Here is an 18,620-nt window from a genome sequence, read left to right as displayed (position 1 = left end):
TCATTCCTTGACGATGGACAGGTGTTCGATCGATATCACCCGGGACGGGTCGCTGGCGAGCCTCCAGCTGTCGGTGGCTACGTTGTAGAAAATCCGGTCGGAGTCGCCATCGCGCAGACGCAGATTCAGGATCTGCACATCATTGCTTTCAAGTTCGTCGCGACGCTGATGGTCAATGACGTCCTGAACCAGGGCATCAATTGTCGGGTAGGCCCGGGCATCCGCAGCGCAGAGACCAATCACCTCGAACAGGGCATTGATCCGGTAACGGTTCCCGGATGAGATCGCCACCTCGACGGTTTCCAGTGGCAGTCCTGGATCGTTGCTGTCCGGCAGGTGAAGGTGAACACTGCCGATTTTGATCAGGTCGTTGTTGATGCTCAGGTCGCGAAGGGTGACCTTCTCCTGCAAAAGGTGGGTATGAATCAGCCAGGTGGAGGATCCGGAAAGTCTGGCGTCAGCGTCGGCGGTGGACAGACGGATGGAGAGATTGCTCGCGAGAAAAAGCTCATAGCTTGCCGATCTTCCTTCCAGCCAATAGGTTGCGTTGTGCTCGGTGGCCAGAAAGTCGACCCGTTGCGGCGTGTTCTTCAGGGAGCGCTTGCTGACAGAGGGACTGACGAACAGGTATCGGCCGGCCCGCTCGCGCAGTGAGGCACGGCTTTCGATGACCCGGTACCCCGGATTTTTTGCATCCTCCAGATAGTCGTTCCGGGGAAAGTCCAGGTGATAGGAAACACCATCACGCATCACCAGGGTCAAGGGATGATTCATTGCCCACCCGGCGGCCATGTTACCGGCGCCCATGTCAGTCTTCCGATCCTGACTTCCTGTCACGTTTGCATGCAACGAGAGCCGGGCCCCTCCAGCGAAGGTGAGGGTGAAATGGACATTGTCGTAATCGAGGAACGTGAACGCCTCCATCTCCGTGATGCTCACCACGTAAGTGGCACGGACGCTGACAATTTCCTCGCTGTCGAAATCGACATACACGGTGCTGTGCGACGGTAGGCTGTCTTTCGGGGCGATCAGGGCGGCGCGACGGGTCTGGCGGGAGACGAAATAGTGGGACTGTGCCCGAGCTGCCAGAACGTGCGGATGATCGTTGATCTGCACCGGAGATGCCTTGGGTATGCCCGATGTGAGGAGGGTGACACTGATGGGCAGATCGCCGTGCTGCGGAATCTCGCCAGGCCAATCCGGTTGCAAATGGAAACCGTCCTGGGTGATGAACGCCCATTTGTCGTGGTGCAGGATGCGTTTGCCATCGAGGGGCCGGTAAGCGTTCTCCAGTATCAGTTCGCGCCTGGGCGAGCGCGGATCATCGTCTCGAAGCGACTCGATCACCAGCGCGTTATCCCGGATGAACCAGCGCTGGATGGCTTCCATCGATACCCCCAGATAGACCTTGCTCGGCTCCAGGCCGTCCTCGGTGATGGAGACCTTGAGGCTCATCGGATCGAGATAATAGGTATCACTGCCGCGACCGCCGTCGACGGTGACATGCAGGCCACGTACAGATATCTGATCATTTCCGGCGCCGGCATCGACGTGATCGTTGCCGTTGGCTGCAATGCTGTCCGCCTGATCGGAGCCGATGACCCGATTGGTTGCGCCGGCAAGTGTTTCGACCTTTTCGATGGACTCGAGCGTCGAATGCAGCACCGGCTCTGACATCGGGTTCACGGGGCGCAGCGACAGCTTGCCGTTTTTCAGGTCTATGTCATAACCGAGGTGGCGGGGTGGGGCGAGGACATGATCCAGGTGCCTGTGCGTACCTTGAAGCCACAACAGATCGATTCCGTCTCCACCCGACAGCTCGCTGGCCCTGATCGGATCGTATGAGAGTGCTTCTGATGCCGACTGAAATACAAAGGAGTCGTTTCTGTTGCCACCACTGAGGGTTTTCCGGCCTGTGGTGTAGCTGAAGAAATTCGGCTTTTCCTGAATGCCCTGCACGGTGTCATGGCCACCGCCCAGATTCCAGAAAACCCCTTTGGCAGGGTCACTTGCGGTTATGGAGACGACGTAGTCCGAATCTGGTAAGCCCTCACGCGCGTCATATGAGTCGTCCGTATCTTTGATGACAGGGAGGTTTTCGAGGGTGCAGGGCGTTTCACCCTTGTCTTTGTCCCATTGATAGCGATAGAGGCGGGAGGGTTGCAGCGTCACTTCAAATCGACCGTTGACAATCACATCGACGGTTTCCCTGAATTCACTGTTCAGCCAATTCAGGCTGCGAGTTTTCAGGGCTTTGGCATAGTCGGCGGTGGTCCTGGCGATCAGCAATCGATCCATGAGCGCCTTGTCCTGATCCTGTCCGGTGAACGCAAACCAGCCGGCGCGCCAGCGCTCGTTCACCGTCAGCTCGATGTAATCGTCAATGTCGTCGACGGCTCGCACGGCACCATAGATCTTGGCCCCGACGATCATTATTGCGGCAGCGGCAATCCCCACCGGGCCCGCTGCCTGGAAACCCGCCAATGCCGCACAGCCAAGTGCCAGGGACAATGCGCCGCTGAACACGCTCAGCCCGCCCGTCACATACAGATCCTGTGCTTCCTTGCCCTGAGTCTTGGCGGCATCGTTGAAGGATTTGATCGCGACGTAGATATCGAACGGCAGTGTCAGCACGCTGGCGATCAACCCGGCCCCGCGACAGAGCCACTTGCCCATGGACGTCCTGCCGAATTGTTCGAAGGCCATTGACCCCTGACGGAGCATTTGCTCCCCGCTCTTGCTCAGCGCGTACTCGACGCCCAGTGAGGTGATTTCCGCGGCGCCTCCGCCAACGTTTATCAGCGCTTCATGCGTATCGCCTTTCTTCAGGGCATCGATAGCCCCGATGTAAGCGCTGTAGAGTCCATACGCCTGCATTCCGACGCCCATGCTGGTCATTCCGCGACTTTTGGCTTTGTCGACCCAGTCCGGCAAGTACTCGGGCAGCGGATCCCGACGAATGTCGAGACGTTGGGTGGCGTTCAGCAAATGATTGATCTTGTTCATGGCGTCAGCGAACTCGCCTGTGGGCATTTCGCGCATGAGCGGTGCCGCATCGGGGGAGCGCTGGGTGACGATTTCGTACAGCAGGGGCGGGATCTGGTGGTTTTCCGGCGAGGGCACGGAGCGCATCCGTTGTTCCATCTGAACGGTATCGAATTCCAGCGCATCGATGAATGCCTGGTCAGGTTCGGCAAAGTAGGTGGTGGTCGGCGACAGGGGTTGCCCGTTGACCCGTCCACCCAATGCTTGAAGTGTCTGGCGACTGACGCTGTATTCACCGATGCGCAACGGACCGAACAGGGCGTCCAGGTCCGCGAGCCCCGGCTTTTTTCCCGAGTGCGAGGGGCTGTTCCGGATGGCCTGATCCGATTGGCCGGTCGGGTCGGATATTTTGATTGGCGCTGACGGTCGGTCAGCCCGAAGTGGGTGGATCGGTTGATTCATCAAAGTCATCGCTCTTTTCACAAGTCCGTTTGTGGTGCAGCTGCCGGAATGTGGCATGGGGCACGGACTTGTTCATGAGCTTTTACTTTGCCAAATGTTTGCCGGCGTTCACCGCCCAGGCGTGCGCCGCTCAGCGTGGAGCGCAGGCTCAGTAGGCATATCGCAACAAGGTGTGTGGCAGGTGCCGCAAGACGAAGAAACCAAACAGGGCGACCAGCGCCGGCAATATCAGCCACCAGACTTTCTGCGGCATCGCACCCAGAGGTGCCTGGCGTTGACTGAACCACAGACCCGCCGCGCACACGCAGGCAGCGAGCATGGCGCCGGCCAGGACATCGGTTGGCCAGTGCGCGCCCAGATACACCCTTGACAGGGAAATGGCCAGCGCCGGTATACAACCGAGCAACAGCCAGGTCAGGCGCAGGCGCGGCGGCTGCCCGCGTCCGGCCAGCACGGCGAGCGCCAGGAACAGCGCGAACGATCCGGACGCATGGCCGCTGGGCATGCTGTAGCTGGTGAGCGGATCAGTCAGTACTTCCGGGCGCCCCCGGGCGAAGAACATTTTGGTGCCGGTGTTGGCCAGGGCCGTGACGAGCAGGGTGCCGCCCACGAAAATCGCATGGCGCCACTGACGGCACAGCAACAGCAGCGCGGTCAGCAGGGCGCTGAACAACAGCATGTTGCGAAATTCACCGATCAGGGTGAAAACCACTGCCACCTCATCCAGCGCCGGGCGGCGGTGTTCCTGTACCAGGGTCATGACGCCCTGATCGAGGGCGGTCAGATATGGGTAACCGATGAACAAGCCGATCAGGATCAACAGGCTCATGCTGCCGATCCAGATCGCGGCCCGGCGATGGCGGCGCAGGCTGCTGTTGGCGCTCAGGCCGACCATCACGGCGATGCTGCCGGCAACGATCCCGGCCTGCAGCCAGAAACCTTCCGGCAGTGGCAGGCGAATCGCCGCCCCGGTGGCCCAGCCCGGCAGCAGGTAGGCGAGACTCCAGCCGGCGGCTGCCAGCAGACTTACGGCGGCGAAGCGCGGGAAGGGCATGTCGCACATCCCGGCGACCATCGGCAACATTGGCCGCAACGGGCCAATGAAACGCCCGACCAGCAGGCTGGCGATGCCGTAGCGCTGGAAATAGGTTTCGGCGCCGGCCATCCATTCCGGATGATGGCGCAACCCCGGCAAGCGCCGGATATTCTGGTGGAAGTGGCGACCGAGGAAATACGAAACCACATCGCCGAGAATCCCGCCGAGAAAGCCCAGCAACAGGGTTTCGCTCAACGACAGTGCACCGCTGCCGGCCAGCACTGCTACGGCAAACAGCAATACTGTGCCGGGCACGATCAACCCGGCAATCGCCAGGCATTCCACGCAGGCCACGATGAACACGGCGGCGGCCAGCCACTGCGGATTGGCGGCCAGCCACCCGGTCACGCTATCGAGCCATGGGCCCATACAAACCACTCCATTTCATTGATGTCCCTGAACGGCGAGCCGCAGGATGTGCATTCACAGCAGAAAATAATCGCGACCTTCGACCTGACCCCGGCGCAGCGGGTTCCGCGTGCACCACTGGGCATAGGCGGCATCGACGAAGCGATACATCAAGTGTTCGTCGCGGCCATGGGGAATGCCCAGGCGGGTGGTCTGAATCACGTGGGTCGGCGCGGGGCCGGTGTCTTCCACCAGCAGTATCTCGTGGTCGAAGCGCTTGGCGTCCCACACCGGCACTTTCAGCCCCAGCGCCTTGCACAATAAGGTCTGTCCGGCACAGAGCTTCTGCGTGGGACGCGGGCGACCCTGAGCATCGGGATTGTTCAACAGCATCTGCGCCAGGCTGGCCGGGCCGCTGATCTCGTCGACCCACGGATAGGCTGATTTGATCAGCACCGCATTACCGGGGCCTTGGGCGCTGAAGTTCAGCGAATCGCCACCACGGGCGTAGTACATATAGATGTGGCCGCCATCCAGAAACAAAGCCTTACGCTTTTCTGTGTAGCCGAGGGACGCGTGGCTGCCTTTTTCCTCGCAGTAATAGGCCTCGGTTTCGATGATTCGGGCGCTGAGCCACAAATCGCCGACGCGGTGGCGAATGACTTTGCCGAGCAGATCGCGGGCCAGTGTCTGGGCGTCACGGTCAAAAAAAGCGTCCGCAAGGCCGACAGGCTGGCGCGTGGACGTGGCGCGAACGATCAGGTTGGACATGGCAAACAGGGTTTATCCAGGCGGAGGAGGTCGTGATGATAACAATTCAAGGCTTAATCCCGGCTGAACGTCGGCAAATCGTGGTCCATTTCGACCATCCGCCCGTCACCGCTGTTAGTCCCGGGACGCGACAGCTATAATCTGCCGCTTTCCTCTTTGCCAAGACCCCAGCAGACCATGACTGAGTCCGTTCTTGACTACATGACCCGATTGGGTCGCGCCGCCCGCGAAGCCTCCCGCGTCATCGGCCGTGCCAGCACCGCGCAGAAAAACCGCGCCTTGCTGGCTGCCGCCAATGCCCTGGACGCCGCCCGCGCCGAGCTTGCGGCAGCCAATGAACAGGATCTGGCCGCCGGTCGCGCCAACGGTCTGGAGCCGGCGCTGCTGGAACGTCTGGAACTGACCCCGGCGCGCATCGACGGCATGATCGTCGGCCTGCGTCAGGTCGCAGCGCTGCCGGATCCGGTCGGTGCTATCCGTGATATGAGCTTCCGTCCGTCGGGCATTCAGGTCGGCAAGATGCGCGTGCCGCTGGGCGTGATCGGGATCATCTACGAATCCCGTCCCAACGTGACCATTGACGCTGCGAGCCTGTGCCTGAAGTCTGGCAACGCGACCATCCTGCGCGGCGGTTCCGAAGCGATTCATTCCAACCGCGCGATTGCCGCCTGCATCCAGCGCGGGCTGGCCGAAGCCGAACTGCCGGCCGCCGTGGTGCAAGTGGTGGAAACCACCGACCGCGCCGCCGTTGGCGCGCTGATCACCATGCCCGAGTACGTCGATGTGATCGTGCCGCGCGGTGGCCGTGGCCTGATCGAACGCATCAGTCGTGACGCCCGTGTACCGGTAATCAAGCATCTGGACGGCATTTGCCACGTCTATGTCAGTGAACACGCCGACCTGCCGAAAGCCCAGCGCATTGCCTTCAACGCCAAGACCTATCGCTATGGCATCTGCGGTGCGATGGAAACGTTGCTGGTCGATCAACGTGTGGCGAAGGATTTCCTGCCGTCGATGGCCAGACAGTTCCGCGACAAAGGCGTCGAGCTGCGTGGCTGCGAACGCACCCGGGCGATCATCGAAGCCGTAGCGGCGACCGAAGAAGACTGGAGCACCGAATATCTGGCGCCGATCCTGTCGATCCGCGTGGTGGATGGCCTGGATCAGGCCATCGAGCACATCAACCGTTTCGGCTCCCATCACACCGACTCGATCGTCAGCGAAAACCTCGCCGACACCCGCCAGTTCGTGGCTCAGGTCGACTCGGCATCGGTGATGATCAACACCCCGACCTGCTTCGCCGACGGATTCGAATACGGATTGGGTGCCGAGATCGGCATTTCTACTGATAAGCTGCACGCCCGTGGCCCGGTGGGCCTCGAAGGACTGACCTGCGAGAAGTACATCGTGGTCGGTGATGGCCAGTTACGCGGCCAGGCGACGGTCTGACTTGTCCGACCTCGACCTGAAAGCGCCGAAACCCGGCGAGCAATCCCGTCCCCGGCGCATTGGTGTGCTGGGCGGGACGTTCGATCCGGTGCATGTCGGCCATCTACGTGGTGCGCTGGAAGTTGCCGAAGCGCTGGGGCTCGATGAGCTGCGCATGATGCCCAGCGCCCGGCCGCCGCACCGCGATACGCCGCAAGTGTCGGCGCAGGATCGGCTGGCAATGGTTGAATGTGCGGTGGCCGGTGTGCCTCCGCTGGTGGTGGACGCCCGCGAATTGCAGCGGGACAAGCCGTCCTGGACCATCGATACCCTGGAGTCGCTGCGGGCAGAAATGGCCGCCGAGACCCAGGTTTTTCTGCTTCTGGGTTGGGACGCATTCTGCGGCCTGCCCACTTGGCATCGCTGGGAAGAGTTGCTCCAGCATTGCCACATCCTGGTGCTACAGCGCCCGGACGCCGACAGCGAACCGCCGGATGCCTTGCGCAACCTGCTGGCAGCGCGTTCGGTGAGCGACCCGCTGGCCCTGAAGGGGCCGAGCGGACAGATTGCATTCGTCTGGCAGACACCGCTCGCGGTTTCCGCCACCCAGATCCGTCAACTGCTGGCCAGCGGTAAGTCGGTACGTTTCCTGGTGCCCGACGCGGTCCTGGCCTACATCGATGCGCACGGTCTGTACCGTGCGTCGAACTGAACAAGGCGTGCTTCACTGATACGAATCCACGTGTCGCCAAGCCGCCGAAAATATGAGCAAAACGAGTTTTATATGACTGACAAAGACCAAACCAAAGTAAAGCGCAAAGGCACATTCAAGAGCGCCCCGCTGCCAGAACCGGTCAACACCAACGAACCGCTGAAGGGCGACGAACTGGTCAAGGTGGCCGTTGCAGCCCTGGAAGACGTCAAGGCCCAGGACATCCAGATCATTGATGTGCGCGACAAGCAGAGCATCACCGACTACATGATCATCGCCACCGGTACCTCCAACCGCCAGATCAACGCGATGCTGGACAAGGTTCGCGAAGAAGTGAAAAAGCAGGGCGCCAGGCCGCTGGGCGAAGAAGGCAAGGGCGACAGCGACTGGGTGCTGCTGGACCTGGACCTGGTGATCGTGCACATGATGACTGCCTCGGCACGTCAGTTCTACGACCTGGAACGCCTGTGGGCCGGTGCCGAGCAAAGCCGTGCGGCGGACGCCAAGCACCACAGCCCGGAAAACACCCACGAGCATTTCACCAAGCTCAACAAAGACCAGCTGTAAGGGATTGCTGTGCGACTGCGACTGATCGCCGTCGGTTCACGCATGCCCAAGTGGGTGGAAGAAGGCTGGCATGAGTATGCCAAGCGTCTTCCGTCCGAGCTGGCGCTGGAACTGGTGGAAATTCCGCTCAATACCCGTGGCAAGAACGCCGACGTGGCCCGCTTCATCCGTCAGGAAGGCGAAGCCATGCTGGCCAAGGTCGGGCAGAACGAGCGGATCGTCACCCTCGAGGTCCATGGCAAGCCGTGGAGCACCGAGCAACTGGCGGTCGAGCTCGATCGCTGGCGCCTGGACTCGCGCACGGTCAACTTCATGGTCGGTGGCCCGGAAGGGCTGGCGCCGGAAGTCTGTGCCCGCGCGGATCAGCGCTGGTCGCTGTCGCCGCTGACGTTGCCGCACCCGCTGGTGCGCATCCTCATCGGCGAGCAGTTGTATCGTGCCTGGACCGTGCTGTCCGGCCACCCTTACCACAAGTAATCCGCCCTCATGTCTCAGCCGATCCGCATCAAGGACCACGAAAAAGACGCCCGTCTGGTGCGTGGTCGCGTCGTGTTCGGTGCAATTGCGGTGGTGGCGCTGATCTGCGTGCTGATTGCGCGGCTGTATTACCTGCAGGTGATTCAGTACGAATATCACTCGACCCTGTCGGAAAACAACCGGGTGCATGTCCAGCCGATCCCGCCGACCCGTGGCCTGATTTTCGACCGCAACGGTGTGGTGGTGGCGGACAACCGTCCGAGCTTCAGCCTGAGCATGACCCGCGAGCGCTCCGGCGACTGGCAGCAGGTGCTCGACGTGATCGTCGAAGTGCTGGAACTGACGCCGGAAGACCGGGTGATCTTCGAGAAACGCATGCGCCAGGGCCGCCGGCCGTTCGAGCCGGTGCCGATCCTGTTCGAACTGACCGAAGAGCAGATCGCCCGGATCGCGGTGAACCAGTTCCGTCTGCCGGGCGTCGAGGTGGTCGCGCAGTTGGTGCGTCATTACCCGCAGGGCGCACATTTCGCGCACTCGGTGGGCTATATGGGGCGGATCAACGAGAAAGAGCTGAAGACCCTCGATCCGGTCAACTACAGCGGCACCCACCACATCGGCAAGACCGGCATCGAGCGCTTCTATGAAGCCGAGCTGCACGGTCAGGTGGGTTACGAAGAGGTCGAGACCAACGCCCGTGGCCGCGTCCTGCGCGTGCTCAAACGTACCGATCCGGTGCCAGGCAAGGACATTGTCCTGAGCCTCGACATCAAGTTGCAGGAAGCTGCCGAGGCTGCGCTGGGCGGTCGGCGTGGCGCGGTGGTGGCGCTCGATCCGAAAACCGGCGAAGTGCTGGCGATGGTCAGCCAGCCGAGCTTCGACCCGAACCTGTTCGTCACCGGCATCAGCTTCAAGGCCTACGCCGAGCTGCGCGATTCGATCGACCGGCCGCTGTTCAACCGCGTGCTGCGCGGTCTGTACCCGCCGGGTTCGACGATCAAGCCGGCGGTGGCGATTGCCGGTCTCGATGCGGGCGTGGTGACGGCGTCGAGCCGGGTGTTCGACCCCGGTTACTACATGCTGCCCAACTACGATCACAAGTACCGCAACTGGAACCGCACCGGGGACGGCTTCGTCGACCTCGACACGGCGATCATGCGGTCCAACGACACCTACTTCTATGACCTGGCACACAAGCTGGGCATCGACCGGTTGTCGGCCTACATGAACAAGTTCGGCATCGGCCAGAAGGTCTCGCTGGACATGTTCGAAGAATCCCCCGGCCTGATGCCGTCCCGCGAGTGGAAACGCGCGACCCGGCGTCAGGCGTGGTTCCCCGGCGAAACCCTGATTCTCGGGATCGGCCAGGGCTACATGCAATCGACCCCGCTGCAACTGGCCCAGGCCACGGCGCTGGTGGCCAACAAGGGCGTGTGGAACCGCCCGCATCTGGCCAAGACCATCGAAGGCGAGAAGCCCAAGGATGAAAACCCGATGCCGGACATCATCCTGCGCGACCCGTCCGACTGGAACAAGGTCAACCACGGCATGCAGCAGGTAATGCACGGTGCCCGCGGCACCGCGCGCAAGGCTTCGATCGGCGCGCAATACCGGATCGCCGGCAAGTCGGGTACGGCGCAGGTTGTGGCGATCAAACAGGGCGAGAAATACGACCGTTCCAAGGTTCAGGAGCGCCACCGCGACCACGCCCTGTTTGTCGGTTTCGCGCCGGCGGATGACCCGAAGATCGTGGTGTCGGTGATGGTCGAGAACGGTGAGTCCGGTTCCGGCGTCGCGGCACCGGTGGTGCGGCAGGTCATGGATGCCTGGCTGCTGGATCAGGACGGACGGTTGAAGGCCGAATACGCCAGCCCTATCAGTGCGGAGGCTACGGCCCGTGATGAATAATTTCGATCGCATGCTCTCCAGCGAGGATGTGATGCGTCGCCGGGCGACGCTGTTGCAACGTCTGCATATCGACGGCCCGTTGCTGGTGCTGTTGTTGATTCTCGCGGCCGGCAGCCTGTTCGTGCTGTATTCGGCCAGCGGCAAGAGCTGGGACTTGCTGGCCAAACAGGCCACATCGTTTGGCATCGGTCTGGTGTCGATGATCGTCATCGCCCAGTTCGAACCAAGGTTCATGGCGCGCTGGGTGCCGCTTGGCTACGTGATCGGCGTGGTGTTGCTGATGGTGGTGGACATCATGGGCCACAACGCAATGGGTGCGACCCGCTGGATCAACATCCCCGGGGTGATTCGCTTCCAGCCCTCGGAATTCATGAAGATCCTGATGCCGGCGACCATCGCCTGGTACCTGTCCAAACGTACGCTGCCGCCGCAGCTCAAACACGTCGGTATCAGTCTGCTGCTGATCGGTGTGCCGTTCGCCCTGATCGTGCGTCAGCCGGATCTCGGCACTTCGCTGCTGATTCTGGCCGGTGGCGCCTTCGTACTGTTCATGGGTGGATTGCGCTGGCGCTGGATTCTCAGCGTGCTGGCGGCGGCGATTCCGGTGTCGGTTGCGATGTGGTTCTTCATCATGCACGACTACCAGAAACAGCGGATCCTGACGTTCCTCGACCCGGAAAGCGATCCGTTGGGCACCGGCTGGAACATCATCCAGTCGAAAGCCGCGATCGGTTCCGGTGGCGTGTTCGGCAAGGGCTGGCTGCTGGGCACCCAGTCGCACCTGGACTTCCTGCCGGAAAGCCACACCGACTTCATCATTGCCGTACTCGGCGAAGAGTTCGGCCTGGTGGGCATTTGCGCATTGCTGCTGATCTATCTGTTGCTGATCGGTCGTGGCCTGGTGATTACCGCCCAGGCGCAAACGCTGTTCGGCAAACTGTTGGCTGGCGCACTGACCATGACGTTTTTTGTTTATGTTTTCGTCAACATCGGTATGGTCAGTGGCCTGTTGCCGGTGGTGGGGGTGCCGTTGCCGTTCATTAGCTACGGCGGAACTTCGCTGGTGACGCTGCTGTCAGCGTTTGGGGTTTTGATGTCGATCCATACCCATCGCAAGTGGATCGCACAGGTTTGAATAAGGTGAAGAGTTCAATGCAAGTAATGCGTGACTGGGCGACACGATACGCACCGTGGCTCGGCCTGGTAGGCATCCTTGGCAGCGCGCAGGAAGCGTTGGCCGGCGATTACGAAGGCTCGCCCCAGGTGGCCGAATTCGTCGGTGAAATGACCCGCGATTACGGTTTCGCCGGCGAACAGCTGATGGCCGTGTTCCGCGAGGCCCAGCGCAAACAGGCGATTCTCGACGCCATTTCCAAACCCGCCGAACGGGTCAAGCAGTGGAAAGAATACCGGCCGATGTTCATCACCGACGCACGCATCGCCCGCGGTGTGGACTTCTGGCGCCAGCACGAGGCCACCCTGGCCCGCGCCGAGCAGGAATACGGCGTTCCGGCCCAGGTGATTGTGTCGATCATCGGCGTTGAGACCTTTTTCGGACGTAATACCGGCAATTACCGGGTGATCGATGCCTTGTCCACGCTGGGTTTCGACTATCCTCCCCGTGCCGAATTTTTCCGCAAGGAGCTGCGTGAGTTCCTGCTGCTGGCGCGCGAGGAGCAGGTCGACCCGCTGACCCTCAAGGGGTCCTATGCCGGCGCGATGGGCCTGCCGCAGTTCATGCCGAGCAGCTTTCGCGCCTACGCGGTGGATTTCGACGGTGACGGCCACATCAATATCTGGAACAACCCGGATGATGCGATCGGCAGCGTCGCCAGCTATTTCAAGCGTCACGGCTGGGTCGCCGGCGAGCCGGTGGTCAGTCGTGCGGATGTGCGCGGTGAGCAGGTGGATGAAGGCCTGACCACCGGCATCGAGCCGACGAAAACCGTCGGGGAGTTGCGAGCGCTGGGCTGGTCGAGTCATGATGCGCTGCGCGATGACATGCCGGTCACCGCATTCCGCCTGGAAGGCGACAATGGCCCGGAATACTGGATGGGCCTGAAGAATTTCTACGCGATCACGCGTTATAACCGCAGCGTGATGTACGCAATGGCCGTACATCAACTGTCTGAACAGCTGGTACAAGCACGGGGCGTCAAGTAATGCGGGCATTGCCTATCAATAAACCCCTGAAGCTGGTGGCTTTCGCTGCGTTGGCGGTGCTGGTCGCCAGTTGTTCGACCAGCCGTTCGCCAAGCCAGAAGCCGACCACCGCCGTACGTTCGCAGCCGGGCCTGGACATCAACCGGGCTCACAAGGATGGCGCGCCGTGGTGGGACGTCGATGTGTCGCGCATCCCCGATGCAACGCCGACCCTGCACACCGGCCCGTACAAGGCCAACCCCTACACGGTGCTGGGCAAGACCTACTTCCCGCTGCAGGAGTCCAAGACCTACGTGGCCTCCGGCACCGCGTCCTGGTATGGCACCAAGTTTCATGGGCAGAACACCGCCAACGGCGAGGTCTACGACCTGTACGGCATGAGTGCCGCCCACAAGACATTACCGCTGCCGAGTTACGTTCGGGTGACCAACCTGGACAACAACAGGAGCGTGATCCTGCGGGTCAACGACCGCGGGCCGTTCTACTCGGACCGGATCATTGACCTTTCCTACGCCGCCGCCAAAAAGCTCGGTTATGCCGAAATCGGCACCGCGCGGGTCAAGGTCGAAGGCATTGACCCGCAGCAATGGTGGGCCGCCAAGGGCCGTCCGGCGCCTTTGATGCTCAACGAGCCGCAAGTCGCGCAGAATAGCGCCCCGGTGATCACGGCCTCGGCCGGCACCGTCGAGCAATGGACTCCGCCGCCGCAGCAACACGCCGCGGCCGTCGTGCCAGTCCAGCTCGATGCAAAAAAAAACGCTTCTGCACCAGCATCTGGCCAGTATCTGCAGGTGGGCGCGTTCGCCAACCCGGACGCTGCAGAACTCCTGAGGTCGAAGCTCAGCGGGATGGTGAGCGCTCCGGTGTTCATCAGCTCGATCGTGCGCAATCAGCAGACCCTGCACCGGGTTCGCCTGGGACCGATCGGTTCGCCGGGTGAAATTGCCCAGGTACAGAACAGCGTGCGCCTGGCCAACCTGGGTTCGCCAAGTGTGGTCACCGAGTAAACGTAGGACTTGATTGACGGTTCACCAGCGATTGGGGGGTGAACCAGGTTGTTGGCTCGTCGAAGAACAAAAGCCCGGCAAGGGTGACTGGAGTGAGCAACTGAACACGCGATGCTCGTAGGGTTTGCTCGAAAGCTCGCCGAGCGGCGATCAGGCAAGGCAAAAACAGGTGAGGAAGCGGAGTGTAGGGGACCTACATGAGCATTCCGAATCTGTTTTTAACGCAGCATGATCGTCGCGCAGGCAGGTTTCGGGCAAAGCCTGAAAGCCATCTGATTAATTTTGCCCGCAAGGGCAGTTTCCATTAGCGATTTCGAGAGACGGATGAACATCACCACCTTTGCCAAACGCCTGTGTCTGCTAGTCCCGCTGCTCCTCTCGCCAGCCGCCTTCGCGGCCGAGATGATGCCGTCGCCACCACAACTGGCCGCCAAATCCTACGTGCTCATGGATGCCAACAGCGGCAACGTGCTGGTGGAGAACAACGGTGACCAGCGTCTGCCGCCGGCCAGCCTGACCAAACTGATGACCGCGTACATCGCCACGCTGGAAATCCGTCGCGGCCAGATCGGTGAAAACGACCCGGTGACCGTCAGCGAAAACGCCTGGCGCACCGGCGGTTCGCGGATGTTCATCAAGGTCGGCTCGCAGGTCACTGTCAGCGACCTGCTGCACGGCATCATCATCCAGTCCGGCAACGACGCCAGCGTCGCGGTGGCTGAACACATCGCCGGCAGCGAAGACGCCTTCGCCGACCTGATGAACAAGACCGTCGCCGATCTGGGCATGACCAATACCCACTTCATGAACCCGACCGGTCTGCCGAACCCCGAGCACTACTCGTCGGCTCACGACATGGCGATCCTGGCGCGCGCGATCATCCACGAAGATCCGGCTCACTATGCGATCTACTCGCAGAAAGAGTTCTTCTGGAACGGCATCAAACAGCCTAACCGCAACCTGCTGCTGTGGCGCGACAAGACCGTCGACGGTCTGAAAACCGGCCACACCGACGAAGCCGGCTACTGCATGGTGTCTTCGGCCGTACGTGACGGCATGCGCCTGATCGCCGTGGTGTTCGGTACCAACAGCGAAGTGGCTCGCGCCGCCGAGACCCAGAAACTGCTGACCTACGGTTTCCGCTTCTTCGAAACCCAGACCTTCTACCAGAAGGGCACCGAACTGGCTCAGGCTCCGGTCTGGAAAGGTACCACCAGCCAGGTCAAGGCCGGTCTGGCACAGGACCTGACCATGACCCTGCCGAAAGGCCAGCTGAAGAAGCTCGCTGCCAGCATGACCATGAACCCGCAACTGACCGCGCCAATCGCCAAGGGCGACGTGATCGGTAAAGTCGAAGTGAAACTGGACGACAAGGTGGTGCACAGCGCCGACCTGATCGCCCTGGACGCTGTCGAGGAGGGTGGTATCTTCCGCCGCATGTGGGATAGCATCCGTCTATTCTTCTACGGCTTGTTCAACTGATTCGAGTTGACCTGCATGGCCCCGTTCCGATCCGGAGCGGGGCCTTGTTCGTTACCGGGCTTACGCTTACGAGGCCGTTACGCCATGACCGACACCGAAGTAAAGGCGCCAAAGATCGAATTTCCCCAGGTTGATTATCCGGTTAAGGTGATCAGCGATACGGGCGTCGGCAACAAAGACAAGATCATCGACATCGTCAAGAAACACGCCAGTATCAACGATGAGCGTGTCGACGAGCGTCAAAGCAGCAACGGCAAGTACACCACCATCCAGTTGCACATCGTCGCGACCGACCAGGATCAGCTGTACAACATCAACAGCGAACTGCGGGCCACCGGTTTCGTGCACATGGTGCTGTGATGCCGGGCACGCTGGGCTTTCGCGAGCTTGGCCAGATGGCTTACGAGCCGGTCTGGCAGGCCATGCAACGTTTTACCAACGAGCGTGGCACCACGGCCCCGGACGAAATCTGGCTGGTTGAACATCCGCCGGTGTTCACCCAGGGCCAGGCCGGCAAGGCCGAGCACCTGTTGCTGCCGGGAGACATTCCGGTGGTGCAGGTCGACCGCGGCGGTCAGGTGACCTACCATGGCCCAGGGCAGTTGGTAGCCTATCTGCTGCTGGATGTGCGTCGACTCGGTTTCGGCGTGCGTGATCTGGTCAGTCGCATGGAGCGCTGCCTGATCGAACTGTTGGCCAGCTACGGCGTCACTGCCGTGGCCAAGCCGGATGCTCCCGGCGTCTACGTCGACGGAGCGAAGATCGCTTCTCTGGGTTTGCGGATTCGCCACGGTTGTTCCTTTCATGGCCTGGCCCTGAACGTGGACATGAACCTGGAGCCGTTTCGACGGATTAATCCCTGCGGCTATGCCGGGCTGGCGATGACCCAGCTGAGCGAGCACGCAGGATCGATTGAATTTGCCGAGGTAAGTGCCCGGCTGCGCGCGCAGCTCGTCAAACACCTCGACTATGCTGAGCAGACGACCCTGACGGGCGGAATCGACTGATATGACTACTGATGCAGTGCAAACCATGATCCCGACGCTCGACGTGACCGAGCGCCCGGCCCCGCGTCCCAAGGTTGAAGCCGGCGTCAAGCTGCGCGGCGCCGAGAAGGTTGCACGCATTCCGGTGAAGATCATTCCGACCACCGAACTGCCGAAGAAACCCGACTGGATCCGCGTGCGCATCCCGGTTTCGCCGGAAGTCGATCGCATCAAGAGCCTGCTGCGCAAGCACAAGCTGCACAGCGTCTGCGAAGAGGCCTCCTGCCCGAACCTGGGCGAGTGCTTCTCCGGCGGCACCGCGACCTTCATGATCATGGGTGACATCTGCACCCGTCGCTGCCCGTTCTGCGACGTTGGCCATGGTCGTCCGAAGCCACTGGACGTCAACGAGCCGGAAAGCCTGGCCATCGCCATCGCCGACCTGAAACTCAAGTACGTGGTGATCACCTCGGTTGACCGCGACGACCTGCGTGACGGCGGTGCCCAGCACTTTGCCGACTGCATCCGCGAAATCCGCAAACTGTCGCCGAACGTGCAGCTCGAGACCCTGGTCCCGGACTATCGTGGCCGCATGGACATCGCCCTGGAAATCACCGCGGCCGAGCCGCCGGACGTGTTCAACCACAACCTGGAAACCGTACCGCGCCTGTACAAGGCTGCGCGTCCGGGTTCGGACTACCAGTGGTCGCTGACCTTGCTGCAACGCTTCAAGCAGATGATGCCGCACATCCCGACCAAGTCCGGCCTGATGCTGGGTCTGGGCGAGACCGACGACGAAGTCATCGAAGTCATGAAGCGCATGCGCGAACACGACATCGACATGCTGACCCTGGGCCAGTACCTGCAACCGTCCCGCAGCCACTTGCCGGTGCAGCGTTTCGTGCACCCGGACACCTTCGCCTGGTTCGCCGAGGAAGGTTACAAGATGGGCTTCAAGAACGTCGCGTCGGGCCCGTTGGTGCGTTCTTCGTACCACGCCGACGAGCAGGCGAAACTGGTCAAGGCCGAGCTGCTCGGTTCCTGATTCAGCGCTGAATGAAAAAATGCCCGCCGGGGTTTAGCGCCCGGCGGGCATTTTTTTGTCTGGCCTACACTCGTTGCTGACTTTTCCCGCAACCTGCGGCGTGGCGGAGCCCCTTCTGTTTGTCGCCGTTCCTGACTACTGTGTGAGCATGACTTTACACAGGGAGATCCATGGATGACCGTTCGACCAACCCACACCCTTTTCCCGCACAAGCCTGTGCCCGCGCTGCCGTCGGAAGGGCTGATAGGCGTCATTGCGCCTGCCGGTCCCGGCACGCTGGACACTGAAAGGGCCGTTCAGTGGATGCGCGCCCGGGGCTACGGTTTGCGGGTGTTCCCTGGCGTCTACGAGAAGGATGGCTATCTGGCCGGCAGCGACGAGGTGCGGCTCAACGATCTGCACACGGCGTTCGCTGACGAAGAGGTCGATGCGATCATTTGCCTGCGCGGTGGCTACGGTACGCCAAGGTTGCTGGATCGCATCGATTACGACCTGCTGAGCCGCCATGCCAAGCCCTTCGTCGGTTACAGCGACATCACCGCACTGCATCTGGCCATCAGTCGTTATGCCGGTTTCGTGACCTTTCACGGGCCGCTGCTGAATGCCGATCTGCTGGGGGACAAGGAACCGCCGACGGTGACCTCGTTCTTCGCCATGCTGCGCGGTCAGTTGAAGGCCGGGAGTGTACTGAGTCATCCGGCGGCCTATCCATTGACCACCGCGGAGCCCGGCATTGCCCACGGGCGTTTGCAGGGAGGCAATCTGGCGATGATCGCCGCGACCTTGGGCACGCCTTATGAAATTGACGTCGAAGGGGTGATTCTGCTCATCGAGGACATCAACGAGCCGCTGTATCGAATCGACCGTTTGCTGACCCAGATGCGACTGGCGGGCAAGTTGGCCCGATTGCGCGGCGTGTTGGTCGGGGATATTGCGGGGGTGGATGTCGATGCGCTGAATCGCCTGCTCAAGCAGACCTTCGAGCCGCTGCGGATTCCGGTGCTGTCAGGATGGCGTAGCGGGCACTGTGATCCGAACCTGACGCTGCCGTTGGGGGCGCTGGTGCGACTGGATGCGGGGAAGAAGGAATTGATGCTGGAGCAGGATGTGGTGATCAAGGCATAGAAACTGATCGCCTGATAGTCAGTCATCGCGGGCAAGCCCGCTCCCACGGTTTTCAGGTTGT

The 18,620-nt window shown here is 61.4% G+C and carries 16 protein-coding genes; 13 read left to right on the top strand and 3 right to left on the bottom strand.

The features are described from left to right. The 3 genes from AWU82_RS26955 to AWU82_RS26945 form a co-directional block, all read right to left on the bottom strand. Entirely contained in the window at window positions 1-3,447 is a 3,447-nt protein-coding gene (locus AWU82_RS26955) for a phage tail tape measure protein (protein WP_223290662.1), read from the bottom strand. 148 nt (window positions 3,448-3,595) lie between these two features. Next, complete coding sequence (locus AWU82_RS26950) at window positions 3,596-4,912, bottom strand: bifunctional DedA family/phosphatase PAP2 family protein (RefSeq protein ID WP_064382184.1); 1,317 nt, start codon at window positions 4,910-4,912, stop codon at window positions 3,596-3,598. Window positions 4,913-4,966: 54 nt separating this feature from the next. Beyond that, window positions 4,967-5,662 (bottom strand): DNA-3-methyladenine glycosylase, encoded by a 696-nt coding sequence (locus tag AWU82_RS26945; RefSeq protein WP_064382183.1) that lies wholly within the window; start codon window positions 5,660-5,662, stop codon window positions 4,967-4,969. A 177-nt stretch (window positions 5,663-5,839) separates the two neighbouring features. Here AWU82_RS26945 and AWU82_RS26940 point away from each other — a divergent pair, with 177 nt between their 5' ends. The 13 genes from AWU82_RS26940 to AWU82_RS26880 all read left to right on the top strand — a co-directional run bounded on the left by AWU82_RS26940 (window position 5,840) and on the right by AWU82_RS26880 (window position 18,559). Then, window positions 5,840-7,111 (top strand): glutamate-5-semialdehyde dehydrogenase, encoded by a 1,272-nt coding sequence (locus AWU82_RS26940; protein WP_064382182.1) that lies wholly within the window; start codon window positions 5,840-5,842, stop codon window positions 7,109-7,111. Next, window positions 7,080-7,802, top strand: coding sequence for a nicotinate-nucleotide adenylyltransferase (gene nadD / locus AWU82_RS26935; RefSeq protein ID WP_064382181.1), 723 nt, complete (start codon window positions 7,080-7,082; stop codon window positions 7,800-7,802). The genes AWU82_RS26940 and nadD overlap by 32 nt, the downstream gene beginning before the upstream one ends. A 72-nt stretch (window positions 7,803-7,874) precedes the next feature. Continuing rightward, on the top strand, window positions 7,875-8,369 hold the full coding sequence (rsfS, locus tag AWU82_RS26930) for a ribosome silencing factor (RefSeq protein ID WP_064382180.1): 495 nt from the start codon (window positions 7,875-7,877) through the stop codon (window positions 8,367-8,369). A 9-nt stretch (window positions 8,370-8,378) separates the two neighbouring features. Beyond that, entirely contained in the window at window positions 8,379-8,846 is a 468-nt protein-coding gene (rlmH, locus tag AWU82_RS26925; RefSeq protein WP_009051038.1) for a 23S rRNA (pseudouridine(1915)-N(3))-methyltransferase RlmH, read from the top strand. A 9-nt stretch (window positions 8,847-8,855) separates the two neighbouring features. Next, a complete protein-coding gene (mrdA, locus tag AWU82_RS26920) occupies window positions 8,856-10,751 on the top strand; it encodes a penicillin-binding protein 2 (RefSeq protein ID WP_011336099.1) in 1,896 nt (631 codons plus the stop codon). A gap of 31 nt (window positions 10,752-10,782) precedes the next feature. Then, window positions 10,783-11,886 (top strand): rod shape-determining protein RodA, encoded by a 1,104-nt coding sequence (gene rodA / locus AWU82_RS26915; RefSeq protein WP_050761190.1) that lies wholly within the window; start codon window positions 10,783-10,785, stop codon window positions 11,884-11,886. Window positions 11,887-11,903: 17 nt separating this feature from the next. Then, window positions 11,904-12,914: a lytic murein transglycosylase B gene (gene mltB, locus AWU82_RS26910; protein ID WP_007958658.1), complete on the top strand. Its 1,011-nt coding sequence runs from the start codon at window positions 11,904-11,906 to the stop codon at window positions 12,912-12,914. Beyond that, window positions 12,914-13,921 (top strand): septal ring lytic transglycosylase RlpA family protein, encoded by a 1,008-nt coding sequence (locus AWU82_RS26905; protein ID WP_064382179.1) that lies wholly within the window; start codon window positions 12,914-12,916, stop codon window positions 13,919-13,921. Before mltB ends, AWU82_RS26905 begins: the two co-directional genes overlap by 1 nt. A 324-nt stretch (window positions 13,922-14,245) precedes the next feature. Next, window positions 14,246-15,403, top strand: coding sequence for a D-alanyl-D-alanine carboxypeptidase family protein (locus AWU82_RS26900; RefSeq protein ID WP_011336095.1), 1,158 nt, complete (start codon window positions 14,246-14,248; stop codon window positions 15,401-15,403). 84 nt (window positions 15,404-15,487) lie between these two features. After that, complete coding sequence (locus AWU82_RS26895) at window positions 15,488-15,763, top strand: DUF493 domain-containing protein (RefSeq protein ID WP_064382178.1); 276 nt, start codon at window positions 15,488-15,490, stop codon at window positions 15,761-15,763. Beyond that, entirely contained in the window at window positions 15,763-16,410 is a 648-nt protein-coding gene (gene lipB, locus AWU82_RS26890; RefSeq protein WP_039771855.1) for a lipoyl(octanoyl) transferase LipB, read from the top strand. The genes AWU82_RS26895 and lipB overlap by 1 nt, the downstream gene beginning before the upstream one ends. Window positions 16,411-16,435: 25 nt before the next feature. Continuing rightward, window positions 16,436-17,434 (top strand): lipoyl synthase, encoded by a 999-nt coding sequence (gene lipA / locus AWU82_RS26885; RefSeq protein ID WP_162130488.1) that lies wholly within the window; start codon window positions 16,436-16,438, stop codon window positions 17,432-17,434. A gap of 174 nt (window positions 17,435-17,608) precedes the next feature. Continuing rightward, entirely contained in the window at window positions 17,609-18,559 is a 951-nt protein-coding gene (locus AWU82_RS26880) for a S66 peptidase family protein (RefSeq protein WP_064382177.1), read from the top strand. Window positions 18,560-18,620: the final 61 nt, after the last annotated feature.

Source organism: Pseudomonas glycinae (assembly GCF_001594225.2).
GTDB classification, from domain to species: Bacteria; Pseudomonadota; Gammaproteobacteria; order Pseudomonadales; family Pseudomonadaceae; genus Aquipseudomonas; species Aquipseudomonas glycinae.
This window is presented reverse-complemented; position numbering and strand designations above follow the sequence as displayed.